Origin of the sequence: Pseudomonas sp. CFSAN084952 (assembly GCF_009648855.1) — a bacterium.
Classification (GTDB): domain Bacteria; phylum Pseudomonadota; class Gammaproteobacteria; order Pseudomonadales; family Pseudomonadaceae; genus Aquipseudomonas; species Aquipseudomonas paracarnis.
The window spans coordinates 1424606-1440013 of record NZ_CP045767.1; the positions used below are offsets into that span (position 1 = coordinate 1424606).

14 protein-coding genes and 1 pseudogene are annotated in these 15408 nt (G+C 55.5%); 6 read left to right on the top strand and 9 right to left on the bottom strand.

The window, feature by feature from the left end:
- The first annotated feature begins 183 nt into the window (after nucleotides 1–183).
- Genes GH769_RS06605 through GH769_RS06615 form a run of 3 tightly spaced genes read left to right on the top strand, consistent with a single transcriptional unit; the run spans nucleotide 184 to nucleotide 3467 of the window.
- Complete coding sequence (locus tag GH769_RS06605) at nucleotides 184–1362, top strand: cyclic GMP-AMP synthase DncV-like nucleotidyltransferase (protein WP_153649500.1); 1179 nt, start codon at nucleotides 184–186, stop codon at nucleotides 1360–1362.
- A gap of 6 nt (nucleotides 1363–1368) precedes the next feature.
- Entirely contained in the window at nucleotides 1369–3000 is a 1632-nt protein-coding gene (locus tag GH769_RS06610; RefSeq protein WP_153649501.1) for a ThiF family adenylyltransferase, read from the top strand.
- Nucleotides 2988–3467 carry a Mov34/MPN/PAD-1 family protein gene (locus GH769_RS06615; protein ID WP_153649502.1) on the top strand — a complete coding sequence of 160 codons (480 nt, stop codon included), beginning with the start codon at nucleotides 2988–2990 and terminating at the stop codon, nucleotides 3465–3467. The genes GH769_RS06610 and GH769_RS06615 overlap by 13 nt, the downstream gene beginning before the upstream one ends.
- A 471-nt stretch (nucleotides 3468–3938) precedes the next feature.
- Here GH769_RS06615 and GH769_RS06620 read toward each other — a convergent pair whose 3' ends face one another.
- Nucleotides 3939–5684 (bottom strand): hypothetical protein, encoded by a 1746-nt coding sequence (locus tag GH769_RS06620; RefSeq protein ID WP_153649503.1) that lies wholly within the window; start codon nucleotides 5682–5684, stop codon nucleotides 3939–3941.
- Nucleotides 5685–5820: 136 nt separating this feature from the next.
- Nucleotides 5821–7575: a MobH family relaxase gene (mobH, locus tag GH769_RS06625; RefSeq protein WP_153649961.1), complete on the bottom strand. Its 1755-nt coding sequence runs from the start codon at nucleotides 7573–7575 to the stop codon at nucleotides 5821–5823.
- A gap of 230 nt (nucleotides 7576–7805) precedes the next feature.
- Between mobH and GH769_RS06630 the strand changes: the two genes are divergently transcribed.
- Nucleotides 7806–8000, top strand: a complete 195-nt coding sequence (locus GH769_RS06630; RefSeq protein ID WP_027912535.1) for a hypothetical protein — start codon at nucleotides 7806–7808, stop codon at nucleotides 7998–8000.
- Between the two features lie 133 nt (nucleotides 8001–8133).
- Here the strand turns inward: GH769_RS06630 and GH769_RS06635 are convergent.
- Both GH769_RS06635 and GH769_RS06640 read right to left on the bottom strand, forming a co-directional pair.
- Nucleotides 8134–9089, bottom strand: a pseudogene (locus GH769_RS06635) (ArdC family protein).
- Between the two features lie 130 nt (nucleotides 9090–9219).
- Entirely contained in the window at nucleotides 9220–9549 is a 330-nt protein-coding gene (locus GH769_RS06640) for a hypothetical protein (protein WP_153649504.1), read from the bottom strand.
- A 450-nt stretch (nucleotides 9550–9999) separates the two neighbouring features.
- On the opposite strand from GH769_RS06640, the gene GH769_RS06645 reads away from it, so the two are divergent.
- Nucleotides 10000–10398 (top strand): DUF3742 family protein, encoded by a 399-nt coding sequence (locus tag GH769_RS06645; protein WP_153649505.1) that lies wholly within the window; start codon nucleotides 10000–10002, stop codon nucleotides 10396–10398.
- On the opposite strand, the gene GH769_RS06650 is transcribed toward GH769_RS06645, so the two are convergent.
- The 5 genes from GH769_RS06650 to GH769_RS06670 all read right to left on the bottom strand — a co-directional run bounded on the left by GH769_RS06650 (nucleotide 10387) and on the right by GH769_RS06670 (nucleotide 14953).
- On the bottom strand, nucleotides 10387–11928 hold the full coding sequence (locus GH769_RS06650) for a conjugal transfer protein TraG N-terminal domain-containing protein (RefSeq protein WP_153649506.1): 1542 nt from the start codon (nucleotides 11926–11928) through the stop codon (nucleotides 10387–10389). The two genes, GH769_RS06645 and GH769_RS06650, sit on opposite strands and share 12 nt — an antisense overlap.
- A 10-nt stretch (nucleotides 11929–11938) precedes the next feature.
- Nucleotides 11939–12247 (bottom strand): hypothetical protein, encoded by a 309-nt coding sequence (locus GH769_RS06655; protein ID WP_153649507.1) that lies wholly within the window; start codon nucleotides 12245–12247, stop codon nucleotides 11939–11941.
- Nucleotides 12248–12250: 3 nt separating this feature from the next.
- A complete protein-coding gene (locus GH769_RS06660) occupies nucleotides 12251–13633 on the bottom strand; it encodes an integrating conjugative element protein (RefSeq protein ID WP_153649508.1) in 1383 nt (460 codons plus the stop codon).
- Entirely contained in the window at nucleotides 13630–14586 is a 957-nt protein-coding gene (locus GH769_RS06665) for a TIGR03756 family integrating conjugative element protein (protein ID WP_153649509.1), read from the bottom strand. The genes GH769_RS06660 and GH769_RS06665 overlap by 4 nt, the downstream gene beginning before the upstream one ends.
- A 112-nt stretch (nucleotides 14587–14698) precedes the next feature.
- Complete coding sequence (locus tag GH769_RS06670) at nucleotides 14699–14953, bottom strand: helix-turn-helix domain-containing protein (RefSeq protein WP_110656628.1); 255 nt, start codon at nucleotides 14951–14953, stop codon at nucleotides 14699–14701.
- Between the two features lie 169 nt (nucleotides 14954–15122).
- On the opposite strand from GH769_RS06670, the gene GH769_RS06675 reads away from it, so the two are divergent.
- Nucleotides 15123–15380 carry a LasR-specific antiactivator QslA gene (locus tag GH769_RS06675; RefSeq protein WP_153649510.1) on the top strand — a complete coding sequence of 86 codons (258 nt, stop codon included), beginning with the start codon at nucleotides 15123–15125 and terminating at the stop codon, nucleotides 15378–15380.
- Nucleotides 15381–15408 lie beyond the last annotated feature (28 nt).

The window sequence follows — 15408 nt, forward strand, 5'->3', positions numbered from 1 at the left end:
AGGTGTCTGTCAGTATTGGATCCAGCTTGTGTCCGCTTCGCTACAGTTGCGCGTTATTTGGCTACGAATCTATTGCCGGTTTGTGGCAGCACGGAAGAGGTTGGTTGTTGGGGAGGGTTCCCACCGCGAGGGTTAGCATGAAGACAGGCACGGTGCTCACTAGCCATCGACTGGAGATGTTTCATGCCCAACCTGAGCCCCTTGCTTTACACCACCAAAGACCTTCCCAATGGCGACGGAGCGGTCGCTGATCACCCGACGTATCTGAAGTCTTTGGATCTCACGACCGACGAGAAGCAGAAGATAGACGCGGCGCGGAAGGACATTCGCCAAGCCCTACGCGATGGCCTACCCCGCGCTCTGCGGGACCAAGGTTACGAAGGTGACACATGTGAACCGAAGTTCTATATTCAAGGTTCCTGGGCTTACAAAACGCTGAATCGTCCGTGTCAGACTCCACCGCAACAATCTGACGTTGACGACGGGGTTTATTTACCGCTGAGCATCATGAAGGAGGAGGAGAAGCCCCACCTAGCGATTGATGATTTCTTCGATGCGGTGCATGAGGTGTTGAAGCCATTGTGCAACGACAACGGTTGGTCGCTGGAGCGTAAACCCAACTGTATGCGGGTGGTGATTTCGACTTACGCACATATCGACCTGCCGCTCTATGCGATTCCTGATGTGCAGTACATGCTCTTGAAAGCCGGTATGGAAGAGCGTGGCATTCCAGTCATGGACGGTATCAATGCCACCGCCGCCACACAGAGCTGGAAGAAGCTCCCGTCTGACAAGATTTTGCTCGCATGCGATCGTGGCTGGATCAAGTCCGACCCTCTGGCAATGAAAGAGTGGTTCGAATTGGAGGTCCAGGACAAGGGAGAACAGTTGCGTCGGGTGATTCGTTACATTAAGGGATTTCGTGATCAACATTGGGATGAGAAAGGACCTAGTTCGATTCTGCTAATGGCGGCCGCCTGTCCACTCTTCGAATTTGAGAATAAGCGTGATGACGAGGCGCTGCTTAACGTAGTGAAGGGTATCCCAAAGGCCCTGCGAGACGGTGTTTTGAGCCCGATTGACTCTGAAGTTTACCTTACTGCCGGGCTGTCTCAGGATGAACTCCAAGACACGGTGAAGAAGTTTGAAATGTTCGAGAGTTACCTTGGGGCTGCGATCAACGCAAGCTCCGAGGCAACGGTGTCAGCTTGTGGCTGGATGCGAGATATGTTGGGTGATCGCTTTCCGAACCGGCCGGATCTGATTGATGACAAGCCAGTAGCCGCGCTACCCGCCACGATGGCGGCTGTCGAACCGGAGCCAGGCGAGCTGGAAATACTGGAGCGTTCGAAGTCGGGTTGATGGCCAATGGTAATCCCTCTGCTTCTTCAATCCATTAAACCTTTGGGATTTCGACGCAAGGAATCCCAAAGCGTTTCGGGCTACCTGTCAGTGGAAGGCTCGCTAGAAACGCGGTTTGGTTTGGTGCTGTGCGACGTATTAATTGATCGTGAGCTTCGTTCATTCCCGACGATCATTCTCCCTCAACCGTTGCCAGAGCTCCTGCTTCCCTTTGCGCCGCATGTTGGGCCAGATGGCATTCTTTGCTATGTGGCGGAGGGGACAGTCGTGTTCGACATATACAGGCCGATCAGTCAAACGATCGCTGCCCTGAAGCGCGCGGCAGTCGTTCTCGACCAGATCATGGCCAAGGAGCGGGTGGATGATCTGGAGGAGGAGTTCTTCGCGTTCTGGCGTGGTGACTACTGCTACACCGATATCGAGAGGCCTGAATCTGGCGAGGTTGCTGCACTGAGCCTGGGTAAAGGGAAGGGGCTCGTTTTCACCGATGATCTGGCACGCGCGGAATCAAAATTTGCTCACCGAGCAGATCGCGTCGAAATGTTCCTTGGCCTCACTGCGAAAATTACGACGAAGGTTCCTCCTCGGCCTTTAATTGGTGCCTGGCCGCCAAAGACTGTCGGTGAGCTTCTAGACTGGCAGTCGAAACTGGATCCTCCATGTCGCCGAAAGATCCTGGCTCGAATCGTCAAGACCTACCGTGCTGGAAAGCAAGACGTCGTCGTTGTGATTGACGCGCCTACGATACAGTACGGGTTCCTCGTGACGGACCTTCAGAAGTACAAACGCGCATCCAAGGTGGATCAGGGCACTCCGATCTTTGAAGCGCCTATTGAGTTGATGCAGGTGGTCAGGATGGACGATCGATATATTGTCGGACGCAACATTCCCGGCCAGACAACTCTTGCAGGCAAGAGGATAGCGATCGTTGGCTGCGGGACCATCGGCGGCTACCTTGCGGACTTGCTGGTTAAGGCAGGTGCCGGCACGGGTGGAGGCGAGTTGCAACTGATCGACAATCAGAAGCTTGCTCCTGGGAATATTGGACGTCACCGACTCGGCGCCAATCGGTTAGAACTAAACAAGGCACAAGGGGTAGTCGCAGAACTGAAGATCGGAATGCCCTCAGCAAATCTCATAGCACTTCCCGAGGACGCCTTTTCGGTCAACCTTACAGGGTTTGACCTGATCATTGATGCGACCGGTGAGCAGGGGCTCGGGAACTGGCTAGCTGGTCAACAAGCGAATGGTAGTCTGTCGAATGGCGGGTGGCTGACTCCGCTCCTTCATGTCTGGATTGAAGGTGCTGGTGAGGCAGTACGGACGCTTCTCAAGCAGCATCAGTTTGAGGGATGTTATCGCTGCTTATGCGATTACGAAACCGAGCAGCGATTTCTTTCAGTAGTCGGTGGTGTGCGTCCGGTCCTCGCTGGAGGAGGCTGTGAGGGACAGTACGTGGCTTACCCTGCATCGGTGTCTGTTCAGGCAGCCGCGTTAGGCCTGGATACTGCTTTGGCTTGGGTGGGAGCAACGTTGTGGGGCTCCTTATCCACTCGAGTCATTAGTCGTACGCGTGATCCCGCTACAGGGGATGTTACTATCTTACCCCGACCCGGATGTCCCGCATGCGGTTCATAAGTACGTGGACAGATCCGCTTAGTGAAGGGGATGTGTATTTCGCTCCGCAGGTGATCGAAGTATTCGAGCGATACATTCAAGGCGAGAATGACGCAGAGGCAGGCGGCATCCTTCTTGGTCATGTTCGGGGTATCCATCTGGAGATATTAGAGGCCACGATACCCATGCCAAAGGATCGTCGGCTGAAGTACTTTTTCGAGCGCTTGCTTGATGGTCATCAAGGTATCGCCGAACGCCGGTGGCGAGATAGCAACGGGCTGGTAAGGTATGTCGGGGAGTGGCACACGCACCCTGAAGACCATCCGACGCCATCTGGCTTAGATCTCAGCGAGTGGCAGAAGCTTGCGGCTGTTCGGCGAGATGGGAGGCCCATGTTGGCGGCGATTGTTGGGCGGCAGGACTTATGCGTGGAGTACATGCAGTCGGATGGAGCGAGGCACCGTTTGTACCCCTTCAATGGTCAGTAACTGTGTACCTGAGGCGATCCGATCGCCTGACGAGTCCATTTTGTAGTGGTGCTGCAGACTCGAGAGTCAGTGTACTCATGGAGTACCCACGTCTGCGGTTAGTGCCGCTTACATCTCTGCTTGCTTCATGTCGCGTCGCCTACCCGCGATACAGGCATTGACGCGCTCGAAATCGGCTTGAAGTGAGTTTCGTCCGCATAGTGTCCGGTATAAGGTTTGGGATCAGCAAGGCGCCTTGGCAGGACGCTTAATTTTTCGAAGGAGCACATTCACGAGAACCACGGAGAATTGCTTGTCCCTGTGTTTGTCGTAGTGTCTCAGGTTTCCGTTTGAGTGGCTCCACACAAGTAGATTGACCTGGGTACGTAATGCTGCCGAGCAGTGAGTATCATGCAGATCGCCTAAGTAGATGATTATTTCGTAAGACCACGCTGATCTGGTCGCGCTGGCGTTGCTACTGAAGCTCAGCATTCAGTCAGTGAGATAGCTCTCTTCCATGTCAGGATGCGCCTCAAATTTTTCTGTTCCAAGGTAGATTAAGCCTACTTCCTTCGGAAGCGCATCCAGTCTCTCGATCGTTTTGTTAAGTCGAGCGCACTGCTCGGGATTGACATAAAAACGATGGTTGTTTAGCCAGTTGCGATGGTCGTGGTAGTTGTCTAGCGTCGCTGCTTCCAATCCCGCAACATGGTCTTCGATTAGCTTACGGCTGATCAATCGTCTGATCTGCGGAATGATGTCGGTAGTACGATCATCTGACACAACAATCGCAAGCCTTCGATGAGTCTGCGCCAGTACATAGCGCACGCCTGAGTTGTATCGCGAGCCCCTTGAGGGGGTACATTGCTCTGTCGCCTCACCATCGAGAATAATTCCGATAGCGTGGCAGATCCCCGAGGGATCGAGCAAAATCGTTCCATCAAGGCCGCTGAAACTCGTGAGAAGCGCTTCAGTAAGGCGGGTGGGCACGATACTGGTCCCTTGTTTGCTGAGACGGTGTGCTTCGCTGGCAGCGTCTTCCCCGACAACGATCATGCTGCCGTGCTCTTGACTAATCTGCGCCATCAGTAGGTTCCATAAGTGCAGTGCATCTTCTGGTGATGACAAAGGAAAGAGTCGAGCATAATTTGCGAGGAAGGCCGCCTTGTCAAAAGGCTCCTGAGGAAGTGTTGGGACCGCATAGTGGCTGCGAAGTAGTACTTGGTCGCTGTAGCGCAGCTCCCATAAATAGTGATCTATGAACGCAACCGTAAATGCATCTTGTGCGCTGTAGTCATGCGAACCCTTCAATTGCCCAAGTCCATAGATGTGTCGGCTGTCCGCAATGATTCCAACCCCTAGCGTAGCCATCTGCAAAACTTTTCGAACCCATCGAGGCTCACGAAAAGAAACTGGTGCAGAGAATTCAGCGAGGAACTCGACGCTTTTGTTGTTGGGGTCTACGAGAATAAGATGACCGACGCCTTTTGCACCTTCGTACATGAGAGAGGAAACAAGGTTCAAGGAGTCGAAGAGATCGGTATGAAAATACCGCCGCTCGATCGAAAGTCCCGGCGTATGCAGAAAGTCCTTTGCTGCCATACGCACGATTTCCTCGGCATCTCTCATGCTGCGATGAGTAAAACGCCCGGGATCTGGGTTGTGTAACTCTTCAGTTGCTTCCCGAAGAACTGCGTACACTGCCGCGTGTATCAAGCTGCGAGATCCATATCCCTGCTGCCTATTTTCAATCGGCTTGTTAGGCAACGGGGGAAACTGTTCGAAAGTTGCATTGGGAATCTGCACGATTGGAGTGACGTAGTAATCACCGATGCGCCTAACCTCACCGCAGAACGATGTCACGTCATGCTCGGAATCGAAGGCCTTGAGTGCTTCGCCAACTGATGTGCGTACGGAATCGCGACGGATCCATTCCGGCTTGTCGCGCATGCTTGGCCCGTCGCTGTAAAAGGTGGTCTGCAGATTGTGATCGCGATAAGTCGACTCGACCGAATCGAGCAAGCCATCAAATAGGTTAAGCGACCATTTTCCATCTTCGGGCTCGACACACACACGGTTAGGGTTTTTGCTTTCAGGGCTACGAGTGCCGACGAGAAGCACTTCTGCCTCCGCCGGTGCGCCCAGCGCCTTCAAAACATTTCGAGCCAACGAGCGAATGTGAATTCTGTAGCTAACTTGATAGCCCCACATAAAAAGGTAGATGACTTGCCCTGCCATTAGAACTTCTCCAGTTTGCTGATTGCGCTGACCTTTCTACAAGTGATTGGCGAAGCACCTCACCACACATTCCACAGCTTGATAGCGGTGTTGATAAAAATCTCCTCGTCGTCGTCCTCCCATGAGGTAGGCCTACTCAGTCTAGTGGGGACGCTGTGGAAATTTGATATCTTTCGATTTCCAGAAATGGATTGTCGACTGGCACAGGCCCGGCTTCGAACAATAGTGCTTTTTCTAGCAAATAGCCTTTGAGTTTTGCTTTCTTCCGGGGACCTTCCACCTGACAGATCCAGATATTCATACCGTCGTCACGCTTTTTGTGGATTTTTAGTTTCTCAAACTGCTTCTGTACCCATCGCCATTCTTCCATCTCTTGGTCTGCACTTTTCGATATCCCAGGAAACTCCTGCGCGTAGCGTTGGAAGAGACCAGGCGTGACCAGAAATACGCTGCCACCCACCGTGTGGATTTTGGCCTTGCTGTCATTGATGATCAGCTTGTGGCTGAGAATGCCTTCCTTGACCCAATTCAGGAATGCCTGGCCTGGGCTATCCGATTGAAGCGTTGAAGTTTCGACAGCACTTTCTGACAGTGCGTCACGTCCCTCAGGCTCTTCCAACTCGAACAGGTCCAGCAGCGTTCCGAGATAATCGGTATCCTCTATTGCCATAGGATCTTCCTGCGATTGGTTCTGATGCGGTCCTGTTTCACCTGCCTTGGGAGCTGGTGCAGGTGCCGGAGCCTCAGCCGGATGATCATCGACTGCAATGTTCACCGTGCCGCTAAACACTTCCGGGCGGTCTTCGCTCCCCCAGATCAACGCCGGTTGAAGGCGCAGAAAAGTGAAACTCTGCTGCCAGGCTCTCTGTTTCACAAGCGCGGTCCAGATGGCTTTACCTTCCGGCGTGGACTCCACCAATCCATGTGACTGCAGCTCGTCGAACACCGCGAGGTTGGACGAGGGAATGCCTTCAATTGACTGCGACAGCAGATAAGCTCGCAACTTATCCGTGACCGTCTTGCTGACCAGCCACAGGGCATCCCGGGTCAGCCATCCTGCGGCACCTGGCTGGTTGAGTTTCAGTTCGTGCTGAACGAGATGACGCAGTCCGCTGATTAAGTGATGTTGTAGCGAATGAGTCGGTGCCTGCAGCGCCTTGCTCGGGTTGCCACCGATGTTTTGTGCGGTGGAAATGCGGTCTGCCTGCATCACCAACTCACCGAGCACGCCGGCACGTTCGTACTGACCTGCTAGAACATACAGCAGGTTGGCCCAGAGCGATGGAAATCCACTGAGCCAATCGAGGATTGGGCGGTCGAGGATCTGGGTGTAGAGCAAGCCTGCGCCCGCGCCGTGCAGGTGGTAGTCACGATCCTTGAGGTAGCGAAAACGGTAGGGCTGATCCAGGGATCCCTGCCAAGGATGCCAGACGCTACCGTCTTGGCGTTCGACCAGCAGGTCCACGGCGATCTTGCCGATGTCATGGAGCAACGCGCCGTAGGCGATGCCTGCGGACCAGGCTTCGGTCTGGGCGGCTTGGTCTTCGGGGGCGGCACCTGTGGGCAGCAGATACGACTGACGCAGTTTCAGACTACAAGCGACCAGCTCCAACCCATGGTCGAGCATGCCGCCAAGATAAGCATGGTGGTGCGTCTCGCTGGCAGGAAGCTGCTGGACCAGCTCGGCGTAGCTATGGATCGGATTTAAATAGAGCTGGTTGAACTGTGGATGGGAAAGGGCGGTGTACTGCCAAATGCGATCAAGCAACTGGCGGCGATGCTCGGCTGCTAACAAGCTCTGGGACGATTCGATGGGCAGGTACCCATCGGCGACGTTTACGGTTGGTGGTGGAGGAGGCTTTTGCCTTTTGTGCCGAAACAGACTGAGCATCATGGTCCTCCCGGGAACTGGCAGAGTCAGTGGCCTTTTAGCCTTTTCGGATAGGGCTCTTACCCTTGACTCCCCATTCCCTTCCAACCCTTACCGGTCCTTTTGACGCGTTTCCCTTTGTGCGGCAATCGGAATATCGATTGTCCTGGTGCCGTTTTATTGGATGCGCATGCTGGTACGAAAAAGGAAAGTGTCGGTACACTGCGGTGCGAATTTTATCGGGTCTTGCCATGAACCTCACTGACGCCACGCTCATACTGCTGCTCGCGGCACGTATCCATGGAACAGACGAAGCCGTCAGGGCCTCGGCGAAGAGCGTGGTCAAGAAGCTACCGCGAAGCAAACGTGATCTGATCTACAAGGTGATCGACAGCCGAAGTCCACTCGAGCTGGTGGATTACCTGGCTGAGAATCTGGATACGTAACGGCGCACTGCGGTTACGGGATTTCTTCATGTTCTTTGCGTCAGAGCTCCGCAGTGTGGGAATTTTCTGGGCATAGAAAAAGGGTCCAACTCGTGTTGGACCCTATGAAGCATTTGCAGCGGTGAGGTGACGATCAAGCTCCATCGTTCATGCATCGCGAGTCATCCATTACCGTCTGCCTCCGTTGCTGCTCCAGGTTGAGCACATACTCCGAAGCGCATCGGGCCTGGCCACAGGCGCGGAAAATCGTGCGGTTGTCAGACTTGAGCAGGCCGAGCCAGGAGTCGATATAGCCCTCGTGCCGAAGCTCTCCCCGTATACCGGCGTAGGCACATAAAAAAGCGGCGCCCATTTCGGCGATCAACTCTTCAAATGCATAGCCTGGCGAGCCAAATGGACACGGAGATGTCACGCCTTCGCGCTGCAACCGAGAGTGGTGTCCGGTCCAGTGCGTCAGCTCGTGAAGTGCAGTGGCGTAGTATCCACCTTGATCGTGGAATTGCGATTTTGTCGGCAGTTGGATGAGATCCCTGATCGGATGGTAGAAGGCTTCGTCGGCAAATCGATGAATGATATTTGCGCCCGAACTTAGCAGCAGATTTTCTGCAGCGCTGTTGGGGAAGAAGGGATCGCTCGGTTCTGTCTCGAGCACGGTTTCGTTGAGCGTTTCGAGCCCTTCCGTTTGCTCGATGTTGAACAGAAAATGCATCTTGAGAATGCCAAAGTGAGCGACCTTGGGCTGACCGTTTTCATCGAGTACGGGTTGACCTGACTCGGTCTGTTCCTCGCGCTCCATCGGCTTGTAGAGCACTGCCAGGGTGCTGTGCTCACCCTTACGAATATGCCCGCCGGCTTTTTTGGCTTGATTGAAGGTCAGCCAGCGATCTTCCCCTGCAACCTAGCCTCGGCCCAGAGCAACGGTAAATTGATGCCCGAATAGGGACGCTGCGTGATGGCGTTGATGGGATAGGGCTGGTGATGAGCGACGTCAGTTGAGCCATTTGAGGACCAGGGTTTGATCCAGGGCGCTACGCCTTGGTCTAACGCGGTAACGATCTTGTCTGTCACCTCTTGGTAGATATTGCGCATAGCATTTCCCTCGAAAAACCGGAGGAACGCCTTGCCCGTCGGGGAAGGTTCCCCGGTGGGTGTTGATTGGATTGGTGCAAGACTGCGTACAGCCTGAGTTGGAACAGTGGCCGGGTATGGCCGTTTGCGTTTAGCGTTGCTGCTCTTCGGCAAGCGCTATCAGTACGGCGTTAGGTTGGTCTGATGCCTGAATTAGGCTGAGGCTCAGTCGCAGCAATGGTTCATGTTCTGCATCACTCAATGAGCCGAACTTGGCTATCTCGAACACTACGTAGGGTGCGTTTGGATCGGCCAGGTGAGCTTTGAAGGCTGCGCGTACGACGTTGCTTAGCCTATCGAGCTGCAGTTTTTCAGAATGATTTGAACCATCGAGCAATACTGCGTGTTGCCACGCGTCTGAAGTGAACACAACGGGCAAGCGCAGGCTATCCAGTGTTTCAGATGTGAACGAGTCGGACATGGTGTACCTCCGTTGAGAGCGAAGAAACCTGTCCCATAGGGGAAAGAGTTTCCCCGCAGTGGGTTGAAGAAAAGCAAGAGGATTTGGGACGAGCCGAGCTCGAGAGGCGCTCGGGAGAAGAGTAGGCGTTCGTCACCGTGAAACGTGACCGTGCGAGCCACCGAACGCTAATCGCACTTGGGAAGAACCATCACCGGAGTGACGTAGCTTTAAAGGCTCTGGCTACCTGGGAAGGTGCTGTTCATAACAGCGATCCGTATCCTCTATGTAGCTGGAAGATTTGGATGGGTCAACGGCCCTAGAGGCGCTGTTGTACGAGGTGCGTCTTCTGTCTTCCAGTGAAGAGTTTTTCGCCCCAGCAAGCTGATAAACGGTTAAGCATGGGCGATTTTCAGTAGTAGTCTGTAATCTCAACTTTCCACAAGAACACGCTCAGAAGAGGGCGCGATCATGTCGGCTCAGCAGCCAGTTCAAGTTTCCCGCACACACCGCTGGGCATATGCATGCGGTATGTTCGCAAAACGTGGTTATCGCAAGTTGAAAGGGTTTGAATCCCGCGTAGCTAAACGTGCGGTCGCGACAGGTATACCTGCGGGTGGGCTATTTGTTCGTGGGGGCTTTCTGGTTACGAAGCTGGCATTGCTCCTTGGGTTGCTCCTTATCGGTTTCTGGTTGGTCGCTTCTGTGGTGACGATGATTGCTATGATTGGTTTTCTGGTATCCAAGGCTGCCATTGATGCGGATATCAAAGAGGCGGCACCCGGGCCAGACTATCTTGGTGCCGACCTCTACATCGGTGATTTCGACGACAACGGGCATTACATCGGCGACAGCAAATCATCTAATTGAGCGGCTAGCCGCCCCCACTATTTGATCAGTACCTTTGCTTGCTGAATCACTTGCTGCTTTGCTGCCGTTCGCCAACATGCCTTGAATCCCGTTTCCTACTGCATATCCTGTCCAGCTCATAGCACCAAGGAACAGCATAGGCAGTACGATGAACATTGCCCCCATCACATACTCAATCACCTGCGCCGTGACCGTTCCATCCATAAATCCGGATGTCGGCAGCGACAACAGTACCTGATTGGAAGTCGACACTTGGTTATACAAGGTGTCGAGCATGCTGGAGTCGACCCAACGGGCCAGCTCCCACCAGAAGGTCAGCATTTGCAGCGTGAACAGCGCGAACGTCACCGTCATGACGGTCTTTAGCTGGTAGGTACTGACCAGCAGGATCAGCGGCAAGCTGATGATGACGCCCATGATCAGGAAAGCCTGCACCATCGGCAGAGCGGCGCGTAGCGCGTTCATCGCAGGGAAATTGCTGAAGGAGCCGAGAGCCAGCCCAGTGTTGGTGGCCAGGTTATTAAGTCCCTGATTGATCGACCCGCCGCGAGCACTGGAGCCATAGTCTTGGTACACCTGTCCGGGCGACATGGACATCGATTGTTGGCGCGGGCTGACCAGTTCGCGCAGGGTGGCATCCTCGATCTCGTTGCTCGAACGGCCAGTCAACCAACCTTTCAGCTGAGTCAGCAACGAGGGATCAACTTGCCCGATCAAACGCTCGCGCAACCCGACACTGCTATCGCTCCACCATTGCTTACAGGTGGGGTAGCCCGCACCATTCTCCAGTCGCGGCAAGGAAACATCGCGATTGTCGTCATACGGCCAACTGACTCGCGGCGTGCGTGAGCGATCCGTATCGTAGTAGCCGGGCGTGTCGAGAAAGTAGCTTGAGCCGATCCAGGACGCGTCGTGACTTTGTGCCTTGTCCAGTTGCGGACGGTTAGTGAATAGCCGAGAACGGGAATAGCCATAGCAATCGCGAGTGAAGTCGGCGACTTCCTGCAGCAGCACCTGACTGTCGATGCGCGAGCTGTCGATCTCCATGCGCATCTGCTGGATATCCGGTGTGCAGGGAATAGCCGCGGTGGCTGCCGCGGTCACCCCTTTGCCCACGGCGTGTACCAGAAACCACCAGATTGGCACGTTGGCAGAGCGTTCGCCGATGGTATTGAAGGTGATCCCCCAGGCGGTTTCTGCTGGCTTAGCCACACTGATACCGCAGCGCTGGCTCGCGGCATCATCGAACGCCATTGACGAGAGGCTCAGCGGAAAGACCGGTGCGCAGCCGAACAACACAACGATGTAGGCCAGCCACAACCGGTTTTCGATCCGCGGCACCGAGAGTAGCCCCTTGTTACCTTCATCCGCACCTTGCTGACGGGCCGACAACCATTCTTGCAGAATAATCGCGCCGAATGGCGCGGCAAACAGCCCGGTGTCGGACAGCACAGTCCAGAGGCCGTTGTTGATGATCCAGGCCAGCAGAGAGAGGTAAAACTCCAGGTAGCTGTTGGTGCTCATGAGCATGGTGGTGACCTCACAGTCGGGTGAGTTCGACGCAGATAAAGAGGACGAGCCCTAATGTCCCGATGCGTTTCACGCGCAGTCGATCCTGGGGTCGATGTCGGTAGCGCTGAAGCAGATCCCACCAGAGCGCAAAGAGGGCGCCGTAGAGCAGGGCACGCCACCCCCGGAGATAGGGTCGTACGGATTCGAATGCCTGCTGCCAGACCTCGAAACTACCCAGCGCAGTGCGGCCGATCCAGGCGACCAGTGCGGCGGTCAGGATCATCACTGCGGCAATCCTCAGACCTGAAAGCAGAGTGAATAGCGGTGAGCGTTTCATGGCTCACTTACGCCGGGCGTCAGCATCATTGAGTCGGCCCGGCTCAGGGTCGCCTTGCTCGACGGTACGCGAAGCATCGGCACCACCCGCATGTCGATCGAGCACCAGGCTGGCGGTATTGGTTGCGAGCATCTGCCGGACCTGCAGCTCGGTTTGTAGCAGACGTATTTCGCGCTCTAGGACGTCGATATTTTTCGTCAAGGCGGTCTGGGCCGGCTCGGCTGAAGCGATGTTCGGTTCGTGACTGCCTGCCAGCAGGGTGCGCAGTAGCAGCAACGCTTTGTCGAGCACGCTGGACAAGGCCGTTTCACTGGCCAGGCGTCGCGCCAGCAGATCCTGGTCGGGATCGTCGCGCAGGGCTTCAATCACACCACGGGTCACCGGCAGCATTGGGCTGGAGGCTTTAGCCAGGTTGTCAGGGGTAGGCGACAGTGAGTCAGACAGCAGCCCTTGCAGGGCCTTGAGGCGCTCGTTATAGGCCTCCTGGATCAGCGGCGTCAATCCGCTGCCAGCGGTCGCACGCAGGGTTTCGCAAGTGTCGCAGGTCGCGACTTCATTCTCGCCTAACACCCGAACGGCCCATTCGGATTCCTCCTGGGGCGAGGCCCAGGTCTGGCAAATGGCCCCGCCCAGGCAGTCGCTGCTACTGATTGAGGTGCTGTCATCCACCGTACGGTTATGCAGCAGGTTATAGCCGGCGCGCACCACGTCGGCGGTCACCCGGATGGGCGTCTGCCCGCTACCTCCAGCCTTCTGGCCGCCGACCCAGGACACCCCATTGCTGCCGTTACGGGCCTCGGTATTTTTCACCGCGGCCACAGCATCACCACCGGTTTGCTCCAGATTGCCCTGCATTTCCTGGTTCTTGGCCAGCGCGCCCCAGCCGGCTTGACCGACCTTGTCCGCCATTTTCTCGGCCATAGCTTGGCAGGTCAGTTTGGAACGGTCGAAGTCGATACGGCCCTGCATCACCCCGTTGCTCAACAACTCATAGAGACCGGGATTGGCGCGCTGGATGATCAACGCCGGCAGCGACATCACCGCTTGGGTCGCGTTCTGCACGATGCTGCCCATGATCTGCTGAAAACCTTCGGTGACGCCGTTCAGCTGGTTTTGCAGGGTGTTGGTGAGGCTCATGTTTCCGCACATCATGTTCGCTCGCCAGGACCCGCCGACACCGAGACCACTGGGTCGGTAGAGCGAACTCGGTGAGCCGACTGCCGAGCCGCCACCGATGGTGTACATCACTCGGTCGTCGAGTACTTCGCCTTGAGTACCCAGGCGGTATTCGCCCTCGGCGGCGTGGGCATGCGTGACCATGGCGAGCAGTCCGTAGAACACCAGACTCATCGTGCCCAACCAGGGTCGCGCGCGAAGCCGGCTCATGAAGCACCTCCTTCGAAGTCGATGCTGAACAAGAAGGTCTGTCCCTCACGTTTGCAGCAGCTATAAGGACGCCACAGCGACCAGGCGTAGCCGCCATCCGGGCTTTGTTCCGGATCGCTGGGGAAGATGGCGCACGTAGGCTGCACCTGGGGGTAGAGCAATTGCCATTTGTGGGTTGATGCATCGTTTTCAACGATAGGACCAGGCGGCCAGTAGCCGTCGCGTTTGGCGGGCGTGAGCGGTAGGTACACATGAGGTTGCCAGCTGCGGGTAATCACATCGCCCGCCCGTTGCGCCATGACTGCGGCCGCCTTGAAATCGTCAGGCTGTACTAGAAAGCCCTGACGGGGACAGACGTTGCCCCACATGTTTCCCGAGGACTGACTACCAACTTCACGGATCCCCGGCATGAGCGACTCGGGGTAAAGACTTTCCGGTATACCATGGCGCCAAGCCAGCGAGTCCAGGGTGCTCAGGTAGTAGGGCATGAACGCAGTAGCGCCGCTGGCGCAGGCGTAGCCGGATTGCGAGGCCAGTTGCGTGGCAGCCCAGCCACCTGGATGACCGATGCCATCAACGTTTTTGAAGCGAGGCAAGTTGTCGCGGTGGGTGTTCGGCGTGATCAGGTTGCCGCCACCTTCCGCACCGCCAATGGGAGAGGAGAGGGTAGCCATCTCCGTCCATGGGTTATTGCCGGTGGTTGCATAGCTCGAGACCACGAGTTCAGGAATGAAATGACGAACCTTGGTCGAGGTTTTGACTGTGCAGCCGAAGGGCGTGCAGAGGAGCCAGAAACAAATGCCGATGACCCTGTAGGCGAGGCAATTTGGCGACAACACCGAGGACGTGATGCTGCTGGTATCCAGCGCCACGCTTGGCCCGCACGCCAGCAGGATGCTCAGCGCCAAAGGTCGTAGCTTCTGGGGCGCAATTGACGGGCATACGACAGGCATGATCCAGGCTCTTTGGGCTAATGGTCTGGACACGTTCAATGATTGAACCTACACCGTCAGTGATAAAGCTGAAGCTGGCGTTGTCGGTTTACAAGGATTTTCAGGGAGGTAGCTATTCGATGCTCAACGCACGGCGAAGGGCGTCTGGCTCGGTGAGTAGCTGATCCGTCGTAACCTCGAGAATATTGGCGAGTTTGCACAGGACCATCAGCGACGGATTGCCCGTGCATCGTTCGATTTGACTGACGTAGGTACGATCCACCTCGGCCATGAGCGCTAACTGCTCTTGGGTAAGGTTCTTTATGCGTCGCATCAAGCGGATGTTTTCCGCAAGCTGCAGACGAAGCTGTTCGTAGTCTTGAGTCATGCGCGCAAATTGCGCCTTGAGGGACTCTCAATCCACGGGATATAGTCTACATTGGTATTGATCTAGGCCATTTGCTGCTGATGTCTGTTATCGAGCGTTCATTTGGTTTCGTTATGATTTCGCTGCTGGGTCCAGCGTCTAACAATAAAATCAGAAATTTAGGGTGTGTATGGACGAAAACTACATTTCAATTCCTGCGGCAGATGGTTGCCCAAGTCTTCTGACGCCTTGGGGCAACGAATTTGCCCCAATGATCGAACGTGGCGTGCAATGCGCTCAGGCTTGGCTTGATACGCCCAGCGAGATTCCACTGTGGTGGGAGCTGGCGCAAACACGCAAGACCTTTCCTGTCGGTGACTGCCAAGATGCTTTTGAAGCCGGATTCTTGTTGAGGATTCAGCAGCGGCTTCGAGGCGCATCGCAATGACCTGTCGCTCGTTTTAGAGCGCGATACC

Coding starts and splice junctions, on each gene's coding strand:
- GH769_RS06605 (WP_153649500.1), top strand. CDS start 184: ATGCCCAACCTGAGCCCCTTGCTTTACACCACCAAAGACCTTCCCAAT.
- GH769_RS06610 (WP_153649501.1), top strand. CDS start 1,369: ATGGTAATCCCTCTGCTTCTTCAATCCATTAAACCTTTGGGATTTCGA.
- GH769_RS06615 (WP_153649502.1), top strand. CDS start 2,988: ATGCGGTTCATAAGTACGTGGACAGATCCGCTTAGTGAAGGGGATGTG.
- GH769_RS06620 (WP_153649503.1), bottom strand. CDS start 5,684: ATGGCAGGGCAAGTCATCTACCTTTTTATGTGGGGCTATCAAGTTAGC.
- mobH (WP_153649961.1), bottom strand. CDS start 7,575: ATGCTCAGTCTGTTTCGGCACAAAAGGCAAAAGCCTCCTCCACCACCA.
- GH769_RS06630 (WP_027912535.1), top strand. CDS start 7,806: ATGAACCTCACTGACGCCACGCTCATACTGCTGCTCGCGGCACGTATC.
- GH769_RS06640 (WP_153649504.1), bottom strand. CDS start 9,549: ATGTCCGACTCGTTCACATCTGAAACACTGGATAGCCTGCGCTTGCCC.
- GH769_RS06645 (WP_153649505.1), top strand. CDS start 10,000: ATGTCGGCTCAGCAGCCAGTTCAAGTTTCCCGCACACACCGCTGGGCA.
- GH769_RS06650 (WP_153649506.1), bottom strand. CDS start 11,928: ATGCTCATGAGCACCAACAGCTACCTGGAGTTTTACCTCTCTCTGCTG.
- GH769_RS06655 (WP_153649507.1), bottom strand. CDS start 12,247: ATGAAACGCTCACCGCTATTCACTCTGCTTTCAGGTCTGAGGATTGCC.
- GH769_RS06660 (WP_153649508.1), bottom strand. CDS start 13,633: ATGAGCCGGCTTCGCGCGCGACCCTGGTTGGGCACGATGAGTCTGGTG.
- GH769_RS06665 (WP_153649509.1), bottom strand. CDS start 14,586: ATGCCTGTCGTATGCCCGTCAATTGCGCCCCAGAAGCTACGACCTTTG.
- GH769_RS06670 (WP_110656628.1), bottom strand. CDS start 14,953: ATGACTCAAGACTACGAACAGCTTCGTCTGCAGCTTGCGGAAAACATC.
- GH769_RS06675 (WP_153649510.1), top strand. CDS start 15,123: ATGGACGAAAACTACATTTCAATTCCTGCGGCAGATGGTTGCCCAAGT.